17 protein-coding genes and 1 pseudogene are annotated in these 23,614 nt (G+C 67.6%); 14 read left to right on the forward strand and 4 right to left on the reverse strand.

The window, feature by feature from the left end; all coding sequences use genetic code 11:
* Positions 1–59: 59 nt before the first annotated feature.
* The 6 genes from ftsH (at position 60) to CA606_RS02750 (ending at position 7,377) form a co-directional block, all read left to right on the forward strand.
* Positions 60–1,940, forward strand: a complete 1,881-nt coding sequence (ftsH, locus tag CA606_RS02725) for an ATP-dependent zinc metalloprotease FtsH (RefSeq protein ID WP_096052495.1) — start codon at positions 60–62, stop codon at positions 1,938–1,940.
* Positions 1,941–2,254: 314 nt separating this feature from the next.
* Positions 2,255–4,183 carry a hybrid sensor histidine kinase/response regulator gene (locus tag CA606_RS02730; RefSeq protein WP_233282194.1) on the forward strand — a complete coding sequence of 643 codons (1,929 nt, stop codon included), beginning with the start codon at positions 2,255–2,257 and terminating at the stop codon, positions 4,181–4,183.
* 10 nt (positions 4,184–4,193) lie between these two features.
* Complete coding sequence (folP, locus tag CA606_RS02735; protein WP_096052494.1) at positions 4,194–5,018, forward strand: dihydropteroate synthase; 825 nt, start codon at positions 4,194–4,196, stop codon at positions 5,016–5,018.
* A gap of 54 nt (positions 5,019–5,072) precedes the next feature.
* On the forward strand, positions 5,073–5,876 hold the full coding sequence (gene thiD, locus CA606_RS02740; protein WP_096052493.1) for a bifunctional hydroxymethylpyrimidine kinase/phosphomethylpyrimidine kinase: 804 nt from the start codon (positions 5,073–5,075) through the stop codon (positions 5,874–5,876).
* Entirely contained in the window at positions 5,873–6,457 is a 585-nt protein-coding gene (locus CA606_RS02745) for a nucleotidyltransferase family protein (protein ID WP_096052492.1), read from the forward strand. Before thiD ends, CA606_RS02745 begins: the two co-directional genes overlap by 4 nt.
* A 92-nt stretch (positions 6,458–6,549) precedes the next feature.
* The gene (locus CA606_RS02750; protein WP_096052491.1) at positions 6,550–7,377 is read left to right on the forward strand and encodes a PhzF family phenazine biosynthesis protein; all 828 of its coding nucleotides are present in this window, start codon (positions 6,550–6,552) and stop codon (positions 7,375–7,377) included.
* A gap of 6 nt (positions 7,378–7,383) precedes the next feature.
* Here the strand turns inward: CA606_RS02750 and CA606_RS02755 are convergent, their stop codons facing one another.
* Both CA606_RS02755 and CA606_RS02760 read right to left on the reverse strand, forming a co-directional pair.
* Positions 7,384–7,743 (reverse strand): hypothetical protein, encoded by a 360-nt coding sequence (locus CA606_RS02755; RefSeq protein WP_096052490.1) that lies wholly within the window; start codon positions 7,741–7,743, stop codon positions 7,384–7,386.
* A 157-nt stretch (positions 7,744–7,900) separates the two neighbouring features.
* Entirely contained in the window at positions 7,901–9,874 is a 1,974-nt protein-coding gene (locus tag CA606_RS02760; RefSeq protein WP_096052489.1) for an ATP-binding protein, read from the reverse strand.
* Positions 9,875–9,956: 82 nt separating this feature from the next.
* On the opposite strand from CA606_RS02760, the gene CA606_RS02765 reads away from it, so the two are divergent.
* The 3 genes from CA606_RS02765 to CA606_RS02775 all read left to right on the forward strand — a co-directional run bounded on the left by CA606_RS02765 (position 9,957) and on the right by CA606_RS02775 (position 12,091).
* On the forward strand, positions 9,957–10,286 hold the full coding sequence (locus CA606_RS02765; RefSeq protein ID WP_096052488.1) for a hypothetical protein: 330 nt from the start codon (positions 9,957–9,959) through the stop codon (positions 10,284–10,286).
* Positions 10,287–10,564: 278 nt separating this feature from the next.
* Positions 10,565–10,780: a hypothetical protein gene (locus CA606_RS19835; RefSeq protein ID WP_233282174.1), complete on the forward strand. Its 216-nt coding sequence runs from the start codon at positions 10,565–10,567 to the stop codon at positions 10,778–10,780.
* Between the two features lie 135 nt (positions 10,781–10,915).
* Entirely contained in the window at positions 10,916–12,091 is a 1,176-nt protein-coding gene (locus CA606_RS02775; RefSeq protein WP_096052486.1) for a phosphoserine transaminase, read from the forward strand.
* A 57-nt stretch (positions 12,092–12,148) separates the two neighbouring features.
* Here the strand turns inward: CA606_RS02775 and CA606_RS20505 are convergent.
* Positions 12,149–12,217 (reverse strand): annotated as a pseudogene (locus CA606_RS20505) (hypothetical protein); the annotation flags it as partial.
* Positions 12,218–12,241: 24 nt separating this feature from the next.
* Here CA606_RS20505 and serA point away from each other — a divergent pair.
* Positions 12,242–13,822 carry a phosphoglycerate dehydrogenase gene (gene serA / locus CA606_RS02780; protein ID WP_096052485.1) on the forward strand — a complete coding sequence of 527 codons (1,581 nt, stop codon included), beginning with the start codon at positions 12,242–12,244 and terminating at the stop codon, positions 13,820–13,822.
* A 143-nt stretch (positions 13,823–13,965) separates the two neighbouring features.
* Positions 13,966–14,331, forward strand: coding sequence for a VanZ family protein (locus CA606_RS02785; RefSeq protein ID WP_096052484.1), 366 nt, complete (start codon positions 13,966–13,968; stop codon positions 14,329–14,331).
* A 172-nt stretch (positions 14,332–14,503) separates the two neighbouring features.
* Here the strand turns inward: CA606_RS02785 and CA606_RS02790 are convergent, their stop codons facing one another.
* A complete protein-coding gene (locus CA606_RS02790) occupies positions 14,504–17,740 on the reverse strand; it encodes an acetyl-CoA carboxylase family protein (RefSeq protein ID WP_096052483.1) in 3,237 nt (1,078 codons plus the stop codon).
* 109 nt (positions 17,741–17,849) lie between these two features.
* Here CA606_RS02790 and CA606_RS02795 point away from each other — a divergent pair, with 109 nt between their 5' ends.
* The 3 genes from CA606_RS02795 (at position 17,850) to CA606_RS02805 (ending at position 23,585) form a co-directional block, all read left to right on the forward strand.
* The gene (locus CA606_RS02795; protein ID WP_181242747.1) at positions 17,850–18,650 is read left to right on the forward strand and encodes an ImuA family protein; all 801 of its coding nucleotides are present in this window, start codon (positions 17,850–17,852) and stop codon (positions 18,648–18,650) included.
* Entirely contained in the window at positions 18,568–20,208 is a 1,641-nt protein-coding gene (locus CA606_RS02800) for a Y-family DNA polymerase (RefSeq protein WP_233282175.1), read from the forward strand. The genes CA606_RS02795 and CA606_RS02800 overlap by 83 nt, the downstream gene beginning before the upstream one ends.
* Before the next feature lie 125 nt (positions 20,209–20,333).
* Positions 20,334–23,585 carry an error-prone DNA polymerase gene (locus tag CA606_RS02805; protein WP_096052482.1) on the forward strand — a complete coding sequence of 1,084 codons (3,252 nt, stop codon included), beginning with the start codon at positions 20,334–20,336 and terminating at the stop codon, positions 23,583–23,585.
* Positions 23,586–23,614: the final 29 nt, after the last annotated feature.

The raw sequence follows: 23,614 nt of genomic DNA on the forward strand, positions 1-23,614 counted from the left end.
CTTGGAGGTCGAGACCTATACTCGCTCGGAAGACCCCCTTCGCTAGGAAGACAAGGCGTATGAATTTCAGAAACCTGGCCATCTGGCTGGTGATCGTGGCGGTGTTGGGCGGCGTGTTCGTCGTCAGCCAGAACTCGCGCACGAAAAGCGGCGGCGAAATCAGCTATTCTCAGCTGCTCAAGGACGTTGACGCGGGCAAGATCAAGTCGGCCGAGATCGCCGGTCAGACGGTGCTGGCCAAGACCGCCGACAACAAGACCCTGACGGTCAATGCGCCGATGAACTCCGAGGAATTGGTCAACCGCATGGTGGCCAAGAACGCGGACGTGAAGTTCAAGAGCGGCTCGATCAGCTTCCTGGCGATCCTGGTTCAGTTGCTGCCGATCCTGCTGGTCGTCGGCGTCTGGCTATTCTTCATGCGTCAGATGCAGGGCGGCACCAAGGGAGCCATGGGCTTTGGCAAGTCCAAGGCGCGCCTGCTGACCGAGAACAAGAACCGCATCACCTTCGAGGACGTCGCTGGCGTCGACGAGGCCAAGGAAGAACTGCAGGAAGTCGTCGACTTCCTGAAGGACCCGGCCAAGTTCCAGCGCCTGGGCGGCAAGATCCCCAAGGGCGCCCTGCTGGTCGGCCCTCCGGGTACGGGTAAGACCCTGATCGCCCGCGCGGTCGCGGGTGAAGCCGGCGTGCCGTTCTTCACCATCTCCGGTTCGGACTTCGTCGAAATGTTCGTGGGCGTCGGCGCCAGCCGCGTGCGCGACATGTTCGAGCAGGCCAAGAAGAACGCCCCCTGCATCATCTTCATCGACGAAATCGACGCCGTGGGCCGCCATCGTGGCGCCGGCTTGGGCGGCGGCAACGACGAGCGCGAGCAGACCCTCAACCAGCTGCTGGTCGAGATGGACGGCTTCGAGGCCAATGAAGGCATCATCCTGATCGCCGCCACCAACCGTCCCGACGTTCTGGACCCGGCCCTGCTGCGTCCGGGCCGCTTCGACCGTCAGGTCGTGGTGCCCAATCCCGACGTCGCCGGTCGCGAGAAGATCATCCGCGTTCACATGAAGAACGTGCCGCTGGCCGCCGATGTCGACGTCAAGACGCTGGCGCGCGGCACCCCGGGCTTCTCGGGCGCGGACCTGGCCAACCTCGTCAACGAGGCCGCCCTGATGGCCGCTCGCAAGAACCGCCGCATGGTCACCATGAGCGACTTCGAGATGGCCAAGGACAAGGTCATGATGGGCGCCGAGCGTCGCTCGATGGCCATGAACGAGGAAGAAAAGAAGCTGACGGCCTATCACGAGGGCGGCCACGCCATCGTGGCGCTGAACGTCCCGCTGGCCGACCCGGTGCACAAGGCCACCATCGTGCCGCGCGGCCGGGCCCTGGGCATGGTCATGCAGCTGCCGGAAGGCGACCGCTACTCGATGAAGTACCAGCAGATGACCAGCCGTCTGGCCATCATGATGGGCGGCCGCGTGGCCGAGGAGATCATCTTCGGCAAGGAGAACATCACCTCGGGCGCCTCCAGCGACATCAAGGCCGCCACCGATCTGGCGCGCAACATGGTCACCCGCTGGGGCTATTCCGACATCCTGGGCACCGTCGCCTATGGCGACAACCAGGACGAGGTGTTCCTGGGCCACTCGGTCGCGCGCACCCAGAACGTCTCGGAAGAGACCGCCCGCCTGATCGACAGCGAGGTCAAGCGCCTGGTGCAGCTGGGCCTGGACGAGGCTCGCCGCATTCTCACCGAGAAGATCGACGACCTGCACACCCTGGGCAAGGCGCTCCTGGAGTACGAGACCCTGTCGGGCGAGGAGATCGCCGGCGTGCTCAAGGGTGTTCCGCCCAAGCGTGAGGAAGAAGAAGCCGCCACGGCGGTGATCGCCCCCTCGCTGGTGCCCCTGTCTCCGGGCGCCGGCGCCAGCGTCACGGCCTGAAGCCGACGTTGAAATCCAAGGAACAAGCCGGCTCGAAAGAGCCGGCTTTTTTCTTGGCCAGATTTTTCGCGGCGCGCTGCAACCGGAAACGCGGTGAGCCGTTAGAAACTTGACCGTGCGAGTGCGGTCTCGGGGCTGTTCGATTGGATACCGTGTCCGCCGCCGGGTCGAAGGGCTCGTCAACCGAGTTCAGGCTCCCCGCCTTCCTGGCTGGTCGGGGGGAGACGGCGTGTGCGATCGCCGCCCATGACTGGTCTGAGGCTGGCCTGGAATCTCCCGAAAGTTGGCCGTCCGGATTGAAGATCGTGGCCGGCATGATGCTCGCCTCGCCGATCCCGTCGTTTCTTACCTGGGGCGACGACGCCCGCATGCTGCATAACGACGCCGCCCAGAGCCTGCTGGTCTCCCCGGTCCTGGGCGCGCGTTTCGACGAAGCCTTCCCGATTCCCGCCGGCCTGCCGCTGCTGCGTCAGGCCCAGGCGGGCGAGAGCATCGTCCGAGAATATGTCCGCTTCACGCGCGACAACGGCCAGGCGTGGTGCAACCTGATGTTCTCGCCCGTTCGCGGCGATCAGGGCGAGGTTCAGGGCGTCCTGATCCTCTGCAACGACATTACCGAGCGGGTCCGGCAGGAGCGCGCCCATCGCGCCGACGAGCTTCGCTATCAGGCGCTTTTCGAGTCCATGGACGAAGGCTTCTGCATCATCGAGTTCTTCGATGGGCCTCATGGGCCCAATAGCGACTACGTCCACATCATGGCTAACGCGGCCTATGAGCGGCACGCCGGGATCTCCAATGTCGTGGGGCGTAGGCTCCGGGAGGTGGTGCCCGAGGAAGCCGACGCATGGGTGGCGCGATACGGCGCGGTGCTCCGCACGGGCGAGCCTATCCGTTTCGAGCAGGAGCTGGTGGCGACGGGCCGGCATCTTGAGCTGTCGTCCTTTCGGCTTGAGCCGCCGGAGTTGAAGCAGGTCGCGGTGCTGTTCCAGGACGTCACCGCCCGCAAGCGCGCCGAGGCTGAGCTGCTTGGCCTCAACGAGACCCTCGAAAGCCGCGTCGCTCAGGCGCTGGCCGAGCGCGAACGCACGGAAGAAGCACTGCGCCAGGCGCAGAAGATGGAGGCCGTCGGCCAACTGACGGGCGGCCTCGCGCATGACTTCAACAACCTTCTGGCGGGGATCTCCGGCGCGTTCGAGATGATCGGCGCGCGTCTGGCGCAAGGTCGCGCCAGCGAGGTCGAGCGCTATCTGGCGGCCGGGCAGGGGGCGGCCCGTCGGGCGGCGGCCCTGACCCATCGCCTGCTGGCCTTTTCGCGCCGACAGACGCTCGCGCCGCGCCCGTTGGTCGTCAACAGGCTGCTACCGGACTTCGTCGAGCTGGTCCGGCGGACCGTCGGGCCGTCCATCGCGGTTGAACACGTCTCGGCGGCGGGCCTCTGGCCCACCCTGGTGGACGCCAACCAGTTGGAGAACGCCCTTCTCAATCTTTGCATCAACGCCCGCGACGCCATGCCGGACGGCGGCAAGATCACCATCGAAACCGAGAGCCGCCAGCTCGACACCCGCACCGCGCGCGAACACGGACTAGAGGCCGGGCAGTATGTTTCGGTGTGTGTCGGCGACACTGGCACGGGCATCGACAAGGCGACGCTTGAGCGCGTCTTCGATCCATTCTTCACCACCAAGCCGATCGGGCAGGGAACCGGCCTGGGCTTGTCGATGGTCTACGGTTTCGCGCGTCAGTCGAACGGGCATGTTCGGATCATTTCCGAGGTTGGCCGCGGCACGATGGTCTGCCTCTATCTTCCGCGCCATCTCGGCGAGGAGGAGGTCGAGGACCCTATCGCCTCGTCGGAGCCGGGCCAGGCCCAGGCGAACAAGACCGTGTTGATCGTTGATGACGAGCCCACGGTGCGGATGCTGGTCGTCGACGCCCTGTCCGAGCTTGGCTACGCCTGCCTGGAGGCGCCCGACGGCGCCGCTGGGCTCAGGAGCCTGCAATCGGGTCGGCAGGTAGATCTGCTGATCACCGATGTCGGCCTGCCGGGAGGTTTGAACGGCCGCCAAGTCGCCGACGGCGCGCGCGCCATCCTGCCCGGCTTGAAGGTGCTGTTCATCACCGGCTACGCCGAGAACGCGGTGCTGAATCACGGCCATATCGAGCATGGCATGGAGGTGCTGACCAAGCCCTTCGCGGTCGGCGAGTTGACGGGCCGGGTCGACCGTATGCTGAGGGAGGCGTAAGGCTGGCGCCATGAGCACCGCCTTCCGGCCCCGGGTCATGGGGATCGTCAATGTGACACCCGACAGCTTCTCCGACGGGGGCAAGTTTCTCGCGGCGCAGGATGGTGTTGAGCATGCGCGTCGTCTGATCGCCCAGGGCGCTGACATCTTGGACATCGGGGGCGAAAGCACGCGCCCTGGCGCAGCGCCCGTGTCGGAATTCGACGAGATCTTGCGGGTCGCGCCGCTGATCGAGGCGGTGCGGCGGGCCAGCGATGTTCCCGTGTCGATCGACACGATGAAGCCGGCGGTCGCCCGGGCCGCCGTGAAGGCTGGAGCGACGATCTGGAACGACGTCACCGCCTTGAGGTTCTCGCCCGAGGCGCCGGACGTCGCCGCAGAGCTGGGATGTGAGGTCGTCCTGATGCACATGTTGGGCGAGCCCGGCACGATGCAGGACGCGCCCCGCTATGACGACGTGGTGGCCGAAGTCGAGGCCTTTCTGCTGGCGCGGGCGCTCACGGCGATGGCCGCTGGGGTGGCGAAGGACAAGATCTGGCTCGATCCGGGCATCGGCTTTGGTAAGGCGTTGGAACACAATCTTGCGCTGCTGGCCGCCCTGCCGCGTTTCGTGGGCCTGGGCTATCCCATCCTGCTGGGCGCTAGCCGAAAGCGGTTCATCGCCGGGATCGATCCATCGGCCCATGAGGCGACCGATCGCCTTGGCGGCTCGATCGCCGCGCATCTCGCCGGCGCCGAGGCGGGCGTGGCGGCCGTTCGGGTCCACGACGTGCGCGAGACCGTCCAGGCGCTGGATGTTCTAGCCGCCATCCGAGGGTCGGCCTCGCTGGCCTAGGCCGCATGCCCAAGCGCTCTTTGTGCGCGTCCGATTCCCGCCTAAGAACGCCGCATGTCACAAGCTCACAAAGGTCGCGTTCTTGTCATCGCCGGCTCGGACTCCGGCGGTGGCGCGGGGATCCAGGCCGACATCAAGACCATTACCGCGCTCGGCGGCTATGCGGCGACGGCGATCACCGCCGTCACGGTGCAGAACACCCTGGGCGTCACCGGCGTGCATCCAATCCCGCTGGACGTGATCGCCGCGCAGGCCAGGGCCGTGCTCGACGATATCGGCGCGGATGCGATCAAGACGGGCATGTTGGGCGATGCGGCGGTGGTGGAGACCGTCGCCCAGGCGCTGGACTATGCGGCTGGCGTTCCGGCGGTGGTGGATCCCGTCATGGTCGCCAAGGGCGGCGCTCCCCTTCTGGCCGAGGCGGCGATCGGCGCGGTCAAGGGCCTGATGATTCCGCGCGCGACTCTGCTGACGCCCAATGCGCCCGAGGCGGCCGCGCTGACGGGTCTCGTGGTCGAGACGACCGACGATCTGCGTCGCGCAGGCGAGGCCTTGCTATCCCTGGGCGCTCAGGCGGTTCTGATGAAGGGCGGCCACGTCGCCGGCGAGCGGGTGGTCGACGTACTGATGACCTCGGCGGGGGAGACCACCTTCGAGGGCGAGCGGATCGAGACGCGGCACACGCACGGCACGGGCTGCACCCTTGCGTCGGCCTGCGCCGCCGGGTTGGCCAAGGGCCTCACGCTTGAAGAGGCCGTCGCCCAGGCTTGGAACTATGTGCACGAAGCCATGCTGCGTGCGCCGGGGTTCGGCGCGGGTCATGGCCCCCTTGATCACGGCTGGACGCTGCGGACATGACCCCGAGCCTGGAAGACCGTTTCGTCGAGATCGTGCGTGGCGTCCCCACGACTATGCAGGTGCTCAAGACTGTTCGCGCGCTGGATCTGCCTGACTGGATGATCTTCTCAGGCGCTGTCTACCAGCCGGTCTGGAACCACCTGACCGGCCGGGCGCCGGACTACGGCATCAAGGACTATGACGTCGCGTATCACGACGACAGCGACACCTCCTACGAAGCCGAGGATGTGGTCATCAAGCGCGTGGCCGCGGCGTTCGAGCCGCCTCTGCGCGATCTCGTCGAGGTTCGCAATCAGGCGCGCGTGCACCTGTGGTTCGAGAAGAAGTTTGGGGCGGACGAGCCCTATCCGCCGCTGGAAGACAGCGCCGCAGCCTTGAAGCGCTTCGTGGCGACGGCCTTCTGTGTGGGGGTGCGCCTGGAGGCTGACGACAGTCTTCGCGTGTGGGCGCCGTTCGGACTGGAGGACTTGTTCGCGCTTCGCCTGCGGCCCAACCCCTTGCGCTTGAAGGGGGCCGGCGGCTGGGAGCGGACGACCGCGTCGGCCAAGGCGCGCTGGCCGGAAATCGCGATCGAGCCCTGAGCCTGGATTGTCACCGGGACAATAAAGGCTTTGCCGGTCGTGTCCGTCGCGCATAACAGCGATGTCCATCGGATTTCGCCAGAGCTTTCGCCATGCGCCAGTGGACCATCGACGCCTTCGCCAACGGACCTTTCAAGGGCAATCCGGCCTGCGTGCTCGAACCGTTCGAGGCCTGGCCGTCGGCCGCCTGGATGCAGGCGCTCGCCGCGGAAAACAACCAGGCCGAGACGGCGTATCTGCTGAAAACCGACGATCCCGCCCGCTTTGGCCTGCGTTGGTTCACGCCCACGCTGGAGGCCCCTCTGTGCGGCCACGCGACGTTGGCGGCCGCCCATGCCTTGTTCGAGGAGTTGGGCGTTGATGTCCCGCTTTTGACCTTCGACACGCTGTCGGGACCGCTGACGGTGCGCCGGGCGGGCGAGGGGCTGGAGATGGATTTCCCCGCCGATCCGCCGCGCCGGACCGAGGTCCCCGAGGAGCTGGTGGCGGCGCTTGGCGCAACGCCGCGCGAGGTGTGGGCCGGCGCCTATCTGATTGCGGTGATGGACGACGAGGCGACCGTTCGCGGGCTCAACCCCGATCTCGGGGCCTTGAAGGCGATCGGGGGCGAGGCCGCCGGCGGTCCCGGGCAAACGGTTGTGGTCGCGCTGGCGGACGCCGGGTCCGACTACGCCGTGGTTAGCCGGTTTTTCGCGCCGGGCTTTGGAATTCCTGAAGACCCGACGACAGGCTCGGCCCACTGCATCCTGATGCCGCTCTATGGCGACAAGCTGGGGGCGCGGACGCTCAGGTTCCACCAGGCCTATCCGGGTCGGGGCGGGGACCTGGAATGCGAAAGCCGCGGCGCGCGCGTTCTGTTGCGCGGCCGCGGCTTCACGGTGATGGAGAGCCGGCTCCGATTGGCGCCGGTTCGCAGCTAGGCGCGCTTACCAGCGGCGGTCTCCGCGATAGTCGCGGTCATGGCCGTAGCCATAGCCGTAGTCGCGATCATGGCGCTCGTAGCGGATCTGGGCGCTGATGCGATCGAAGCGACGATCCAGGTCGGCGCGTTCCCAACGGCTCAGGCCGCCACGACGATAGTCATGTTCCAGGCGGGCGGTCTGGCGCAGTTCGGCGCGCAGGCGATAGGCCTCGCTCCGCGTCAGCGAGCCGTTGCGCAGGCCCATGTCGATGCGGCGCTCCAGACGGTCTTGGCGCTCATTGATCGACTGGGCCGAGGCCACGGCGGGAACGGTGGCGGCCGCCAGGGCCGAGACCGCAACGATCGGGATCAGGATCTTCTTCATCGGTTCGGTTCCTCTTCAAATGTCTCCGTCGCCACCGGAGGGAAGGGGTGGAAGCGACGTTGAGGTCAGAGAAACACGTCCCGTCTGAAGCGGTTCTGAGCCGCTCGTTATCTTGTGTTCATGTTGAAGAGGGGCCGAGGAGCGCCCGTCGCGGCGACTATGCGGCGTGGGAGATCCGGGTGCTGGCCACGACGCCCTCTATGGCGTCGTAGAGCTTGCTGACCTCGATCGGCTTGGCGACATGACCATCCATGCCGACCGACAGGTACTCTTCGACCTGATGGGCCAGGGCGTTCGCCGTCACGGCGATAATCGGCGTGCGTCGGCGCATTTCGGCGTGTTCGGTTGCGCGGATGCTCCGGGCGGCCTCGACGCCATCCATGATCGGCATGTGGATGTCCATCAGTACGACGTCGAAGTCACCGTTTCGCCAGGCCTCTACGCAAGCCGCGCCGTCATCGACCAGCGTGACTTCGGCGTTCAGCGGCGCCAGGACCGCCGCCACGACCTTTTGGTTGGTCGGGTTGTCGTCCGCGGCCAGAACGCGAAGGCGCGGCGGCTCGGCGGGCGATTGGGGCGTAATCGGATCGCCGTCGTCGATGTAGTGGACGTCGGTCAGGGTCTCTTCGCGCGGGAGGGCGACGAGCACAGTGAAGGTCGAGCCTCGTCCCTCGCGGCTTTGCACCTTGATCGAGCCGCTCATCATCGTCGCCAACTCGCGACAGATGGCCAGGCCCAGTCCCGAGCCTCCGAAGCGACGCGTGGTCGAGCTGTCGGCCTGCACGAACTTGTCGAACAGGCGCGGGAGGATTTCGGCCGAGATCCCGATACCGGTGTCCGCCACGTCGATCCGAAGACCGGTGCCGTCTTCGGCGGAGGCGAAGCGCACGGCGACGGCGCCATCCAAGGTGAACTTGAGGGCGTTCGAAATCAGATTGCCCAGGATCTGGCGCAGGCGATCGGCGTCGCCGCGCCACAGGCCCTGTGCTTCCGGCGCGACCGCGACTTCGAAGGCCAAGCCCTTTGCGCGGGCCTGGGGCGAGAAGGTCTCGCGGATCGACTGCGCCAACTGTGCGATGTCGAAGGGGCGATCCTGGACTTCCAGCCGGCCCGCCTCGATCTTGGACAGATCAAGCACGTCGTTCAGGACGCCCAGAAGCACCGCGCCAGACTCGCGGATCACCGACAGGCGCTCGCGCTGGATATCGCTCAGCTTGTCCATGGCCATGACGTCGGCCATCGCCAGCACACCGTTCAGGGGTGTGCGGATCTCGTGGCTCATATTCGCCAGGAAGTGCGACTTCAACACGTTCGCCGTGTTCGCGTCGTCGCGCGCCTTGACCAGTTCGGCCATGGCGCCGCGCAGGTCCTGATCATTGCACTCCAAGCGCGCCACAAGGTGGTTGAAGCTCTCGGTCAGGCTGCGGAACACATCGTCGTCGGCGGTTTCCTCTACGGGCTTGAAGCGTCCGCCGACTGCGGTCTCGTGCATGGCTTCGGACAGGCGCTCCATGGGCTGAGCGAGCCGTCGGGCCAGGCTGTTGGCCAGGAGGATGGCCATGCCCGCCGCACCGAAGAACAGCGCGCCGGTCAGCGCCAGGTCGCGCGCCAGGGTCTGGGCGATGCGAGGATGCTCGGCGATCAGCACAACCGTACCGACGGTCTGCGACGACAGTTTTATCGGCTGCCTCAGCGTGTCTACGTCTGAGGGATTGGCTTCGCCCAGTTGGGCGACGACGCGCCCCTTTTGGTCGACGATCCTAACGCCCGCGACGCCAGGCGCCTTCGCCACCGCTTCCAGGGCGCGATAGACGCCGACCATATTGTGATCGGCCAGAGGTGCGGCGGCCCCGGCGGCGGCCATTTGCACGAGCACTTCGTGGTTGGCGCGCGCTTCCTGACGGGCCACGCTCCACTGCTGAAGCATGAAGCACAGACACGCGGCCACGAGCGCCAGCACGGTGGTGGCCAGGGCCACACCGGCGATCCGCGCCTGAAGTGGCGCGTGGCTTGACGCGTTATGGTTGCGGTCTTGGCTCATCGCACCCAGGAACTCACTCTTGGCGATAATGTGCCTGAATGTTCCTAACGCTTCACTTCCATCCGAAGCGAGAGTTGCGCGGCAAAACAACGCTAGCGCACATTTTTGCGTTGCCTTCCCGTTAACATTCCGTTTACCTTTCTTGTTAGTGTTTCGTTAAATGGAGGCGGGTGTGGAAAAGGTTTTTGTTGCTCAGCGTGTGGCTAACAAGCTGTTCGCCACGGAAGCAGCGGTCGATGCGGCTATGCTCGAAGTGTCCGGCATGATGGCCGAGTTGATGCAGGCCCGTAAGGACTTGGGCCTGTCGGCTACGGTCGGCGATGCGGCGTGCACGAAGGTCGCCGACGCGATCCAGGCCTTGGCCGCTGCGCGCAGCGCCATCGTCGAGGCGCACAGCCAACTGGATGAAACGCGCCTGCGCGTCGGCATCCGCACCCGCATGGGCGGCCTGATCAAGGAAGAACAGCTTCCGCAGCCGCAGGGGCTGCGTGAGGTTGTCTAGGCTTTCGTGATCGCACATTGCGATAGTTTAATATTCTAGGCCTCTAATCTCGGTTAGAGGCCTAGTTCTTATGTTCGCCCACGCGCAAATCCTCGTACTGATCGGCTGGTTTCTGCTCGCCACTGCTTGCTTTGCCGCTTGGCGGTGGGGGGGGCGAGGCCGAAAGGCGAGGTGCGCTCCTAGTCCTAGCCGTTACTCTAGGATTCACCTTCTCTGGCCTTATCCCAGACACGGACACGGTACGCTGGGTTTATCTGACTCTCGACGGCGCCCTGGCCGTGGGGCTCCTGCTTCTGGCGCTGCGTCATGCGACCGCTTGGCTCGGTCTTTCGGTTCTATTGCAGGGCGTGCAGTTCAGCCTTCATGCCTACTATCTCGTCGCCGACAAGCTCTACGACAAGCTCTACGCCACGGTGAACAACCTGGTGACCCTCGGCGTTCTCTGCTGTCTGCTTGTCGGTGTGGCTCTGGCGGCCCGCCGCGCCGCAAAATAATTTCCTAAGGCGCACGATAATCCGCGCCCCGCGACAAATCTCTCCTTGCTTTTCGGTTCGAGACGCGGTTTCTCGCCGGCGGGCCACGCCCCCCCAACGGGGCGCAGTCCATCTGTAAGGATGGGAGACATCGCTATGACCACGACCCTCGCCAAGCCGGCGATCCGCCCGGCTCGCCCCGAGTTCTCTTCCGGCCCCTGCGCCAAGCGCCCAGGCTGGACCCCCGAAAATCTCAGAAACGCTGTTTTGGGTCGGTCGCACCGCTCCAAGCTGGGCAAGGCGCGCTTGAAGGCCGCCATCGACCAGACGCGCGAAGTGCTGGAAGTTCCGGCCGACTTCCTGATCGGCATCGTCGCCGGTTCGGACACCGGCGCCGTCGAAATGGCGATGTGGTCGATGCTGGGCGCCCGCCCCGTGCAACTGCTGGCCTTCGAGTCCTTCGGCAAGGACTGGGTCACGGACGTCACCAAGCAACTGAAGCTGCCCGACGTCGAGGTGCTGAGCGCCCCGTACGGCCAGCTGCCCGACACCGCCAAGGTCGATCCGGCCAAGGATCTGGTCTTCACCTGGAACGGCACGACCTCGGGCGTGCGCGTGCCCAACGCCGACTTCATCTCGGCCGACCGTGAAGGCATCACCATCTGCGACGCCACCTCGGCGGCCTTCGCTCAGGATCTCGACTGGACCAAGCTCGATGTCGTGACCTTCTCCTGGCAAAAGGCTCTGGGCGGCGAAGGCGCGCACGGCGTGCTGATCCTGTCGCCGCGCGCAGTGGCCCGTCTGGAGAGCTACACGCCGGCCTGGCCGATGCCGAAGCTGTTCCGCATGACCAAGGGCGGCAAGGTCAGCCTCGACATCTTCGAGGGCGCGACGATCAACACCCCGTCGATGCTCTGTGTCGAAGATGCGCTCGACGCCCTGAAGTGGGCGGCGTCCATCGGCGGTCTCGAAGGCATGCAGGCCCGCGCCGACCAGAACCTGAAGGTGCTGGCCGACTGGGTCGCCAAGACCCCTTGGGTCGACTTCCTGGCCGCCACGCCGGAGATCCGCTCCAACACCTCGGTGTGCCTGAAGGTCGTCGATCCCAAGATCTGCGCCCTGCCGGAAGACGCCCAGGCCGACTTCGCCAAGAAGCTGGCCAGCCTGCTCGAGAAGGAGGGCGCGGCTCTCGACATCGGCGGCTATCGCGACGCCCCGGCCGGCCTGCGCATCTGGTGCGGCGCCACGGTCGAGGCTTCGGACCTCGAGGCCCTGACGCCCTGGCTCGACTGGGCTTTCGCCACCGTCTCCGCCGAACTGGCCGCCGCTTAAAGCCCTTTACGGGCCCCCTCCGCGCTTCGCGCTCCTCCCCCAGAGGGGGAAGAAGGATCGCGTTTCCCCCTTCCTCCCCCATCGGGGGAGGGGGACCGCCGAACGGCGGTGGAGGGGGCTTCCCAACCTATTCTCCGCAAGGAAATCCCCATGACCGCTCCCCGCGTCCTCATCGCCGACAAGCTCAGCCCCGCCGCCGTCGAGATCTTCAAGAACCGCGGCCTGGACTTCGACATCAAGACCGGCCTGTCGAAGGACGAACTGATCGCCGTGATCGGCGAGTATGATGGCATCGCCATTCGCTCGGGCGCCAAGCTCGACAAGGACGTGATCGCCGCCGCTCATAAGCTGCGCGTCATCGCCCGCGCCGGCATCGGCGTCGACAATGTCGACATCCCGGCCGCCACGGCCAAGGGCATCGTCGTGATGAACACGCCCTTCGGCAACTCGATCACCACGGCCGAGCACGCCATCGCCATGATGTTCGCCCTGGCCCGCCAGATCCCCGCCGCCGACGTCTCGACCCAGGCCGGCAAGTGGGAAAAGAACCGCTTCATGGGCGTGGAGCTGTACGCCAAGACCCTGGGCCTGATCGGCGCGGGCAACATCGGCGGCATCGTCGCCGACCGGGCGCTGGGCCTGAAGATGAAGGTCGTGGCCTATGACCCCTTCCTGTCGCCCGAACGCGCCGTCGAGATGGGCGTCGAGAAGGTCGAACTCGATGAGCTGCTGGCCCGCGCCGACGTCATCACCCTGCACACCCCGCTGACCGACAAGACCCGCAACATCCTGTCGGCCGAGAACCTGGCCAAGACCAAGAAGGGCGTGATGATCGTCAACTGCGCCCGCGGCGGCTTGGTCGACGAGGCCGCCCTGCGCAAGCTGCTGGACGAGGGTCATGTCGGCGGCGCGGCGTTCGACGTGTTCGTCACCGAGCCGGCCAAGGAAAATCCGCTGTTCGGTTCGGACAAGGTGGTGGCGACGCCGCACCTGGGCGCCAGCACCAATGAAGCCCAGGAAAACGTCGCCCTGCAGGTCGCCGAGCAGGTCTCGGACTACCTGCTGACCGGCGCGGTCACCAACGCCCTGAACAGCCCCTCGATCACGGCCGAAGAAGCCCCCAAGCTGAAGCCGTTCGTGGCCCTGGCCGAAAAGATCGGCGCCTTCGCTGGTCAGATGGTCGACTTCGGCGTCAAGGCCATCGACATCGCCTACGAGGGCGAGGTTTCGAACCTCAACGTCAAGCCGATGACCTCGGCCGCCCTGGCGGGCGTGCTGAAGCCGATGCTGGCCGAGATCAACATGGTCTCCGCCCCGGCCATCGCCAAGGAGCGCGGCATCACCGTCTCGGAGAGCCGCCAGGAAGTCAGCCCCACCTATGACAGCCTGATGCGCGTGACCATCACCACCGAGAAGGGCAAGCGCGCCTTCGCCGGCACGGTGATCGCCGGCGCGCCGCGCATCGTCGAGGTCAAGGGCATGGAGCTGGACGCGGCCTTCTCGCCGGCCATGCTGTACGTCAACAACCTGGACAAGCCGGGCTTCATCGGCGCCCTGGGCATGCTGCTGGGCGAGGCGGGCGTCAACATCGCCACCTTCAACCTGGGCCGCGTGTCCGCCGACGAGGACGCCATCGCCCTGGTGGGCGTCGACCAGGCGCCGGACGCTGGCCTGCTGGCCAAGATCCAGGCGCTGCCGCACGTCAAGGAAGCCCGCGCCCTGACGTTCTGAGGCTGATCGCCCTTCTCCCCTTGCGGGAGAAGGTGGCCCGGAGGGCCGGGTGAGGGGTCATGCGGCGATGCCGGGAAACCCCTCATCCGTCATCCTTCGGATGACACCTTCTCCCTCAAGGGGAGAAGGGGAGAGACCGTCCCATGTCCCTGCTCGTTCCGCGCAAGATCAACCGCCTGGGCCTGGCCGTGTTTACGGCGGCGTCCGCGTTCACGCTCTATGCCGCCCTGGCCGCAGGCGACGACAACACCGGCCTGATCCCTTGGGACAAGGCCAAGCACTTCATCGTCTTCTACGGCCTGACCTTCCTGGCGGCGATGGCCCTGCCGCGCAGTCGCTGGTGGAAGATCGCCGTCGTACTGCTGGGCTTCGGGATCGGCATCGAGGTTCTGCAAGGGCTGCCGATCGTCGGCCGCGACGCGGACGTCTTCGACATCGTGGCGGACGCGCTGGGCATCGGGTTCTTCTTTGGGCCGATCATTGTTCGCGACGGGCTGAACAGAGACTAGGCTCAGCTGGACCTAAAGAGACCGACCTCCCCGGCGAATGCCGGGGCCCAGATCCATCCTGGGAGCCTGCCGTGTCTGCGCCAAAGGCCGTATTCGTACCTGCGGACGTGCGTGGGTTCGATCTGGACCCCGGCATTCGCCGGGGAAGTCGGATGGCAAGGCGTAGGGTCCCTCAGAAGCTGTCCACCCGCACCTCCCACGGCCGGCGCACGCCCGCCGCCGCGTCCAGGCCGCCGATCACCCAGCGCCGCGTGTCGGCGGGATCAATGACCGCGTCGATTTCCAGAGCCGCCGCCATGCTGGTGGCCTTTCCCGCCGCGTACAGCCGGGCGACCAGCTGGTCGTAGAGCGCCTTCTGCTTGGCCGGATCGGTCTCGGCCTCCAGCTCCTTGCGGTAGCCCAGCTTGACCGCCCCTTCGAGGCCCATGCCCCCGAACTCACCCGTGGGCCAGGCGGCGATGAAGGCGGGGCTGTGGAAGCTGCCGCCGGCCATGGCTTGGGCCCCCAGGCCATAGCCCTTGCGGGTGACGATCGTGAACAGCGGCGAGCGCAGCTTGGCGCCGGCGATGAACTGGCGGCTGACGCGGCGCACGGCGGCGGCGTCCTCGCTGTCGGGTCCCACCATGAAGCCGGGCGTGTCGCACAGGCTCAAGACCGGCAGGGCGAAGGCGTCGCACAGCTGCAGGAAGCGGGCGGCCTTCTCGGCGCCCTCGCAGTCGATCGCCCCGCCCAGATGGCGCGGGTCGTTGGCGATCAGACCCATCGGGCGGCCCTCGATCCGGATCAGGCCGGTGACCATCCCGGCCGCGAAGCCGCCGCGTAGTTCCAGGAATGAGCCTTCATCGACGAGGTTATTGATCAGTATGCGGACGTCATAGACTCGCAGCCGGTTCTCCGGGATCGCGTGACGCAGACGCCGCTGGTCAGGCGCGGTCCAATGCGCCAGTGGTCCCTGGAAATAGGACAGCGCCTGCTTGGCCAGCCGCGTGGCGTCAGCCTCGTCATCGGCCAGGATGTCGATGACGCCGTTGCGCCACTGATGAGCCGCCGGCCCGATCTGCTCGGGACGAAAGACGCCCAGCCCGCCGCCCTCGATCATCGCCGGACCGCCCATGCCGAGGTTGCTGTCGCGGGTGGCGATGATGATCTCCGAAAGGCCCGCGATGGCGGCGTTGCCGGCGAAGCAGCGGCCCGCCACGATGGCGATCTTGGGAACCAGGCCCGAAAGCTGGGCGAAGCTGCGAAAGGTCGGCACGTCCAGGCCCGCCACCGCCGTGGTGTCGGTGTCGCCCGGACGCCCGCCGCCGCCTTCGGCGAACCAGACGACCGGCAGCTTCTGGTCGGCGATCAACGCCATCAGCCGATCGGACTTGCGATGGTTCATCGCCCCTTGCGTGCCCGCCAGCACGGTGAAGTCGTAGGCGAGCGCCGCCGTGCGCGCCTTGTCGGGCGCAAACAGCGCGCCGTTGACGGTCCCGATCCCGGTGATCAGTCCGTCGGCGGGGGTGTTGGCGATCAGGTCCTCGGTCGAGCGCCGTCGCTTCTGGGCGGCGATGGCCAGGGCGCCATATTCCAGGAAGCTGCCGGGATCGACGAGGTCGTCGATGTTCTCGCGCGCAGTGCGATGGCCGGTCTTGCGCCGCTTGGCGACCGCCTCGGGGCGGGCTTCGTCCCGGGTGTGGCGATGGCGGGCGACGACCTCGGCAAGGTCGGGGCGGAGAACGTCGAGATCCTGCTCGATGGGCTGTTCGTCCGTCGCGCCCTCGACCTCGGCCGGTTCCAGGAACACTAGCGGCTGGCCCTCGGCGACGGTCGCTCCGCCCTGGACGGCGATCTTGACCACCCGGCCGCCGGCGCTGGCGCAGACCAGGTGCTCCATCTTCATCGCCTCCAGCACCGCCAGGGCCTGACCGGCGCGGACGAGATCGCCCTCGCGGATCGTGATCGCCCCGACCGTGGCGGCCAGCGGCGCAACAACAGGCTCGGCGCCGGCCAGGACCTCGAAGTGCGTTACGGTCGTGACCGCCTCCGGCGTCAGGCGCTGGGCCTCGGCGGCCAGGGTCTCGGCGTGCTGGGCGATGAAGGTGGTCGTCGCCTCACCGATCACGGCGGTTGGATGGGCCAGGATGGCGCGGATCAGCGGCGCGGTGGTCGCCACGCCGGCGACCGTAAGCTCGGTCAAGGCGCGGTCCAGCCGGCTGGAGGCTTCGCCGGGCGTCCGTCCTCTGACGATCACCTTGGCCAGCAGGCTGTCATAGGCTGCACCGATGGTGAGCCCCGCCGCGACGCCCGCATCGACGCGCACGCCGGGGCCGCCCGGCGGCGTCCAGGCGCTCAAGGTCCCGGTCGACGGGCGCACCTGGCCATCGGCCGTCAGGGTCTCGGCGTTGATCCGCGCCTGGATGGCCACGCCGAACGGCGGCGGGGCGGGTGTCAGGTTCAGGTCGTCCAGGCGCTTGCCCGCCGCCAGATCGAACTGCAGGCGCACGAGGTCGAGGTCCGTGACCTCCTCGGTGACCGTGTGCTCGACCTGCAGGCGCGGGTTGACCTCGATGAAGAAGGCCTCGCCCCCCAAGGGCGAATGCGGATCGGCGTCGACCAGAAACTCGACGGTCGCCAGCCCCTGATAGCCGACGCACAGGCGCTCGGACCAGCCGGCCAGGGCGGCGCGCAGATTGTCGGGCAGGGCGGCGGGCGCGATCTCGACCAGCTTCTGATTCCGCCGTTGCAGCGAGCAGTCGCGATCGCCCAAGGCCAGCACCTGATCGCCATCGCCGACGATCTGCACCTCGATGTGGCGAGCGCGCTCGATCAGCTTTTCCGCATAGAGACCACCATCGCCGAACGCAGCCAGGGCTTCGCGTTCGCAGGCGGCGAAGGCGGCGTCCAGTTCGCCGGGGTCGAGCACCATGCGCATGCCGCGTCCGCCGCCGCCGGCCCGGGCCTTCAGCATGATCGCCCCGTGCTCGGCCTGGAACGCGCGGGCGGCCTCCAGCGTGATCGCGCCGGTTCCGGGGATCAGCGGCAGGCCGCGCTCGGCCGCCAGGGCGCGGGCGGCGGCCTTGTCGCCGAACCTCGTCAGGTGCTCGGGCGAGGGGCCGATGAAGACGATCCCGGCCTCGGCGCATGCGCGGGCCAGGGTCGGGTTCTCTGACAGAAAGCCGTAGCCGGGATGCAGGGCGTCGCACCCCTCGGCCTTGGCGGCGGCCACCACAGCGGCGATGTCGAGATAGGCCCGCGCCCCCGCGCCCGGCAGGGCGACGGCGCGATCAGCAGCGCTGACATGCGGGCTTTGCGCGTCGTCGGTGGCGTACACGGCGACGCTCTCGAGCCCCGCCTCGGCCGCCGCGCGGGCGATCCGGACGGCGATCTCGCCCCGGTTGGCGATCAGAACGCGGGAGAGGGACATGACGCTTCCTGCAGGGCTTCATACGGCCGTTTGAGACACTTTGGCCGGTTGGGCGCGACTCTCCAAGCCTTGACTCTCCAGTCCGGGAAGATCAGAACAAAAATAGAACATGGAGTTGGGAATGGCCGGATCGCGCGAGGCGCGTCTTGCGGCCCTGAGAGGCCGGATCGCCGCGATGGAAGCGGGGACTCGGACTCCGACTCCGGTGCTGTCGTTCGGAGAGCCGTCGATCGACGGGTGCTTTCCCGGTGGGGGTCTGCCGCTGGGCGGCTGGCATGAGGTGACCGGTGCAGGGCTGGAGGACGAAACCGGCGCCGCGCCCGCCGCCTTTGTCGCCCAGATGATCCGTGGACTGACAGATAATAAAGGCGGGGCGGTGGTCTGGGTGGCGCGACGGGCCGATCTCTTCGCGCCGGGACTACTGGGGCTGGGGTTTCCGGCGGCGCGGCTGATCCAGGTGCGGGCCCGCGATGAGGCTGAAACCCTGTCGCTGCTGGAGGACGCGCTGTCGACCCAGGGCGTGGCCGCCGCTGTGGCCGAGGCCGAGGCTCCGGACCTGACCGCCGGGCGCCGCCTGCAACTGGCCTGCGAGAAGCGCGGCGGTTTTGGCGTGGTGCTGCACCGCCGCTCCTACGGGGGACGAGCAGGGGGCAAGCCAAGGCTCGTCTCCGGCTCGGCGTCGTTCAGTCGCTGGCGGATCGCGCCTGCGCCCAGCGGCCCGCCGCCGGACGACATCGGTCTGGGGCCGTCGCGTTGGCGGGTCGAACTCGAGCGCTGCCGGGGCGGGCGTCCCGGCAGCTGGATCTTGCAAGCTCAGGAGGCCGGCCATGGCCCGCATCCTTTCCGTCTGGTGTCCCAACTGGCCGATCACGACGTGGCGGCGGCGGAGGCCGGACGACGCTTCGGATAAATCCTCCCCCCAAGGGGGAGGAGGCCGCAGGCCGGAGGGGGAAGGGGCCGAGCCAGCAGGACTTCCCCCTCCGTCGCCTGCGGCGACACCTCCCCCACTGGGGGGAGGATTGCCCTTCGCCCTGCTTGTCTCCGAACGCGGAACTCGCCGCCTCGCCGCCGTCGATGATCAGGCTCGGTCTATGGGTCTCTTCGCCGGCCAGAAGGCCGCCGACGCCCTGGCCCTGGTCCCGGACCTCGTCACGGCCGACCACGATCCGGTGGCCGATCGCACAGCGCTGGAGGCTTTGTGCGACTGGTGCGTCCGGTTCTCGCCGGCGGTGGCGATCGACGGTGACGATGGCCTCTTCCTGGACATCACCGGGACCGATCACCTGTGGGGCGGCGAGGCGGCCATGCTGGTCGACCTGGTGTCGCGACTGGCGCGCTGGGGCGTGCCGGCGCGGGCGGCGATCGCCGACACGGCCGGCGTGGCCTGGGCTCTGGCGCGGTTCGGGCCGGACCTCGCCATTGCGCCGCCCGGCGAGCAGAGGGCCGCGATCGCGACTCTTCCCGTCGCGGCCCTGCGTCTGTGCGAAGCCGCAGAAGCCCAACTGCCGCGCCTGGGCCTGCATCGCGTCGGCCAGGTGCTGGCCCTACCGCGCGCCCAATTGGCCAAGCGGTTCGGACTGGCGGCGGTCTTGCGCCTGGACCAGGCCCTGGGCGCGGCCAGCGAGGCCCTGATCTTCCGTCGTCCCGCCTCGCCGTGGTTTGACCGACTGGCCTTCTTCGAGCCGATCAGCGCGCCTGAGGATCTAGCCCGGGTGGCCGCCGACGCCCTGGCCCTGATCTGCGCCCGGCTGGAGGCCGAGGGGCGCGGCGCCAAGCGTTTCGAGGTCGTGTTCCACCGCCTGGACGGGCGGGCTTTTCCGGTGCGCGTGGGGCTGGCGCGGATCGGCCGTGACGCCCAGCGACTGGCCAGGCTGATCAAGCCCAAGCTGGACGTGGTCGATCCGGGCTTCGGCATCGAGGTGGTGACGGTCCACGCCTCCGCGGTGGAGCCGATGGCGGCGGCGCAGGCGCGCCTCGACGCGGACGCTGCGGCCAGCGCCGACGAGACGCTGGCGCCGTTGATCGATCGCCTGGTCAACCGGTTGGGCGAGAACCGGGTCTGGCGCGCCGATCCGTTCGAGAGCCATGTGCCCGAGCGTTCGGTCGTGCGCGTGGGGCCGCTGGATCCGCCGCCGGCGGCGCGGTGGGACCCCGACCGGCCACGGCCGGTGCGGCTCTTCAAGCGGCCCGAGGTGATCGTCGCCATCGCCGCCGAGTTACCAGACTATCCACCGCGCCTGTTCACCTGGCGGGGGCGTTCCCATCGCGTCCGACGGGCCGAGGGACCCGAGCGGATCGGCCAGGAATGGTGGCGGGTCGGGGTGGAGAAGGGCCAGACCGGACCCGGCAAGATCCGGGACTACTACCGCGTGGAAGACGAGGCCGGGGAGCGGTTCTGGATCTTCCGTCAGGGACTCTATGGCGGCGAGGACGCGCCGAAATGGTGGATCCATGGCCTGTTCGGTTAGGGGACTCAAATCCTCCCCCTATGGGGGAGGCGGCGCGAAGCGTCGGAGGGGGGAGGGGCAAGGCTTAAAGGCTTCCCCCTCCGTCGGCTACGCCGACACCTCCCCCGCGAGGGGGAGGACCTAACATGCGCCTTCCCGCCTATGCCGAGCTGCAGGCGACCACCAACTTCTCGTTCCTGCGCGGCGCCTCGCACGCCGAGGAGCTGGCGCTCACAGCCGAGGCGCTGGGATTGACGGCGATCGGGATCGTCGACCGCAACAGCTTGGCCGGCGTGGTGCGCGCCTGGACGGCGGCTAAGCGACGATCAATCCGTGTACTGACCGGTTGCCGTCTGGACTTCATGGACGGTACGCCCAGCCTGCTCTGCTACCCCACCGACCGCGAGGCGTTCGGCCGCCTGACCCGGCTGCTCACTGTTGGGCAACTGCGGGCCGAAAAGGGCGAATGCCACCTGACCTGGGCGGACTTTCTGGACCATTCCGAAGGGCAGCTAGGTCTTATCGTGCCGCCGGCGTCCTTGGATGAGCCGTTCGAGCAGGACCTCACGCGGATGGCCGGCGATCTGCGCGGGCGCTCGTGGCTGGCGGCCAGCCGGGCCTACGCCGCCCGCGATCTCCAGCGTCTGGCGCGGCTTGAGGGCTTGGGGCGCGCGGTCGGAGCGCCGATCGTCGCCACCAACGACGTGCTCTATCACGGCCCGGAGCGGCGTCCGCTGCAGGACGTGATCAGCTGTGTACGCGAGCATTGCGCGATCCAGGAGGCGGGCTTCCGACTGGAGACCAACGCCGAGCGCCACATCAAGTCGCCCGAGGAGATGGCGCGCCTGTTCGACCGTTGGCCGCGCGCGGTCGAGCGCACGGTCGAGATCGTCGAACGCATCGGCTTCGACCTGAAGGACATCCGCGAGCAGTACCCGGACGAACCGGTCCCACCGGGCAAGACGGCGATGCAGCACCTGACTGACCTGACCTGGAAGGGCGCGGCCTGGCGCTATCCGAACGGGGTCAGCGCGAAGGTCACGGCCCAGATCCAGGAGGAGCTGCGGCTGATCGAGAAGATGAACTACCCCAACTACTTCATTACTGTGCACGACATCGTGCGCGAGGCGCGTAGGATGGGCATCCTGTGCCAGGGACGAGGCTCGGCGGCCAATTCTTCGGTTTGCTTCTGCCTGGGCGTGACCGCGATCGACCCCACTGAGCACCGCCTGCTGTTCACCCGCTTCATCTCCGAGAACCGGGGCGAGCCGCCCGATATCGACGTCGACTTCGAGCACGATCGGCGCGAGGAGGTCATGCAGTACGTGTTCCAGCGTTATGGCCGGGCGTACGCCGCCATCTGCGGGACCGTGATCCACTACCGGCCGCGCAGCGCCATTCGGGACGTGGGCAAGGCGCTGGGCCTGACCGAGGACGTCACCAGCCTGCTGGCCGGTACGGTCTGGGGCAGCTGGGGCGACGGCCTGCCCGAGGATCACCTGCGCAACGCAGGCCTGGATCCAAAGGCGCCGGAGATCGCCCGCGCGGTCGGGCTGGCCAACGACCTGATCGGCTTTCCGCGTCACCTCTCCCAGCATGTCGGCGGCTTTGTCCTGACCAAGCGCCGCCTGGACGAGACCGTGCCGATCGGCAAGGCGGCGATGAAGGATCGCACCTTCATCGAGTGGGACAAGGACGACATCGACAGCCTGGGCCTGATGAAGGTCGACATCCTGGCGCTGGGCATGCTGCACGCCATCCAGCGGGCCATGACGATGCTGCGCGAAGACCATGGCCAAGATTGGCTGAAGGACCTGGCCGATATCCCCAAGGAGGTTCCGGGCGTCTACGACATGCTGTGCGCGGCCGACAGCGTGGGCGTGTTCCAGGTCGAGAGCCGGGCCCAGATGTCGATGCTGCCGAGGCTCCGGCCGCGCGAATTCTACGATCTGGTCATCCAGGTGGCGATCGTGCGTCCGGGGCCAATCCAGGGCGACATGGTCCATCCCTATCTGAAGCGGCGCAATGGAGAGGAGCCGGTCGACTGGCCCAAGCCCTCGCCCGAGCATGGTCCGCCCGACGAGCTCCAGGAGATTCTAGGCAAGACCTTCGGCGTGCCGCTGTTCCAGGAGCAGGCCATGAGCCTGGCCATCGAGGCGGCCAAGTTCACGCCCGACGAGGCCGACGGCCTGCGCAAGGCCATGGCGACCTTCCGCAACCTGGGCTCGCCGGACGCCTATCGTCACAAGTTCATCGAAGGCATGGTCGGGCGCGGCTATGAGCGCGCCTTCGCCGAGCGCTGCTTCAAGCAGATCGAGGGCTTTAGCCACTATGGCTTTCCCGAGAGCCACGCGGCCAGCTTCGCCAAGCTGGTCTATGTCTCGGCCTGGATCAAATGGGCCTGGCCCGACGTGTTCTGCGCGGCCCTGATCAACGCCCAGCCGATGGGCTTCTATCAGCCGGCCCAACTGGTGCGGGACGCGCGCGAGCACGGGGTCGAGGTGCTGCCGCCCGACATTCTGACCAGCGACTGGGACTGCACGCTGGCGCCGATCAGCACGGGCTTCCGCGTCCCCCATGTTCGCCATGACAAGATCGCCTGCCAGGAGACCCGTCCGCACTGGAAGGCGGTGCGGCTGGGCTTTCGCCAGATCAAGGGGCTGCGGGAGACGCTCGACATCCCGCCGCTGTTAAAGGCCAGGGCCGAGGGCGCGCGTACGCCGGCCGAGTTCGCCCAGGGCGGCGTGCCGCAGAAGGCGCTGGAGCTGCTGGCCGAGGCCGACGCCTTCGCCTCGGTGGGGCTCAGCCGCCGCGAGGCGCTGTGGGCGGTCAAAGGCCTGAAGGGCGAGCACAAGGCGCCGGTTCAGGCGCCGCTGCTGGCGGGCCTGCCGCTGTTCGAAGAGCGGGTGGCGCTGCCGGCCATGGCCGCGACCCAGGAGGTGGCCGAGGACTATCGCACCACCAGCCTTTCCTTGAAGGCCCATCCGATCGGCTTCTATCGATCGATGTTGGCCGCCCGGGGCGTGGTTCCCGCCGAGCGGCTGCTGTCTCTGAAGGACGGCGCCAGGGTGTCGGTGGCCGGTCTTGTCCTGATCCGCCAGCGGCCCGGCACGGCCAAGGGCGTGGTGTTCGTCACGCTCGAGGACGAGACGGGCGTGGCCAATGCGGTGGTCTGGAAAGACCGGTTCGAGGCGGCCCGCAATGTGGTGATGACCGCCTCGTTCCTGATCGTCCACGGGCGCGTGCAGCGGGCCGACAACGTGATCCACGTCGTCGCCGAGCGCTTCACCGACCTCTCGGCCGAGCTCTCCAGCCTGCGCGACGAGCCGGGCGCGCCGGCGCCGCGCATACGCCAGAAGGTGTCGGGCCGCCTGCTGCGCAGCCGCGATTTCCACTGAGGTGAGGGCGGGGGAAACGCCGGTACGAC

The organism is Caulobacter vibrioides, from assembly GCF_002310375.3.
GTDB classification, from domain to species: domain Bacteria; phylum Pseudomonadota; class Alphaproteobacteria; order Caulobacterales; family Caulobacteraceae; genus Caulobacter; species Caulobacter vibrioides_D.

What these genes read in the sequence shown, in the direction of transcription:
- ftsH (WP_096052495.1), top strand. Translation starts at nt 60, where the DNA reads ATGAATTTCAGAAACCTGGCCATCTGGCTGGTGATCGTGGCGGTGTTG.
- CA606_RS02730 (WP_233282194.1), top strand. Translation starts at nt 2,255, where the DNA reads ATGATGCTCGCCTCGCCGATCCCGTCGTTTCTTACCTGGGGCGACGAC.
- folP (WP_096052494.1), top strand. Translation starts at nt 4,194, where the DNA reads ATGAGCACCGCCTTCCGGCCCCGGGTCATGGGGATCGTCAATGTGACA.
- thiD (WP_096052493.1), top strand. Translation starts at nt 5,073, where the DNA reads ATGTCACAAGCTCACAAAGGTCGCGTTCTTGTCATCGCCGGCTCGGAC.
- CA606_RS02745 (WP_096052492.1), top strand. Translation starts at nt 5,873, where the DNA reads ATGACCCCGAGCCTGGAAGACCGTTTCGTCGAGATCGTGCGTGGCGTC.
- CA606_RS02750 (WP_096052491.1), top strand. Translation starts at nt 6,550, where the DNA reads ATGCGCCAGTGGACCATCGACGCCTTCGCCAACGGACCTTTCAAGGGC.
- CA606_RS02755 (WP_096052490.1), bottom strand. Translation starts at nt 7,743, where the DNA reads ATGAAGAAGATCCTGATCCCGATCGTTGCGGTCTCGGCCCTGGCGGCC.
- CA606_RS02775 (WP_096052486.1), top strand. Translation starts at nt 10,916, where the DNA reads ATGACCACGACCCTCGCCAAGCCGGCGATCCGCCCGGCTCGCCCCGAG.
- serA (WP_096052485.1), top strand. Translation starts at nt 12,242, where the DNA reads ATGACCGCTCCCCGCGTCCTCATCGCCGACAAGCTCAGCCCCGCCGCC.
- CA606_RS02785 (WP_096052484.1), top strand. Translation starts at nt 13,966, where the DNA reads ATGTCCCTGCTCGTTCCGCGCAAGATCAACCGCCTGGGCCTGGCCGTG.
- CA606_RS02790 (WP_096052483.1), bottom strand. Translation starts at nt 17,740, where the DNA reads ATGTCCCTCTCCCGCGTTCTGATCGCCAACCGGGGCGAGATCGCCGTC.
- CA606_RS02795 (WP_181242747.1), top strand. Translation starts at nt 17,850, where the DNA reads ATGGAGTTGGGAATGGCCGGATCGCGCGAGGCGCGTCTTGCGGCCCTG.
- CA606_RS02800 (WP_233282175.1), top strand. Translation starts at nt 18,568, where the DNA reads ATGGCCCGCATCCTTTCCGTCTGGTGTCCCAACTGGCCGATCACGACG.
- CA606_RS02805 (WP_096052482.1), top strand. Translation starts at nt 20,334, where the DNA reads ATGCGCCTTCCCGCCTATGCCGAGCTGCAGGCGACCACCAACTTCTCG.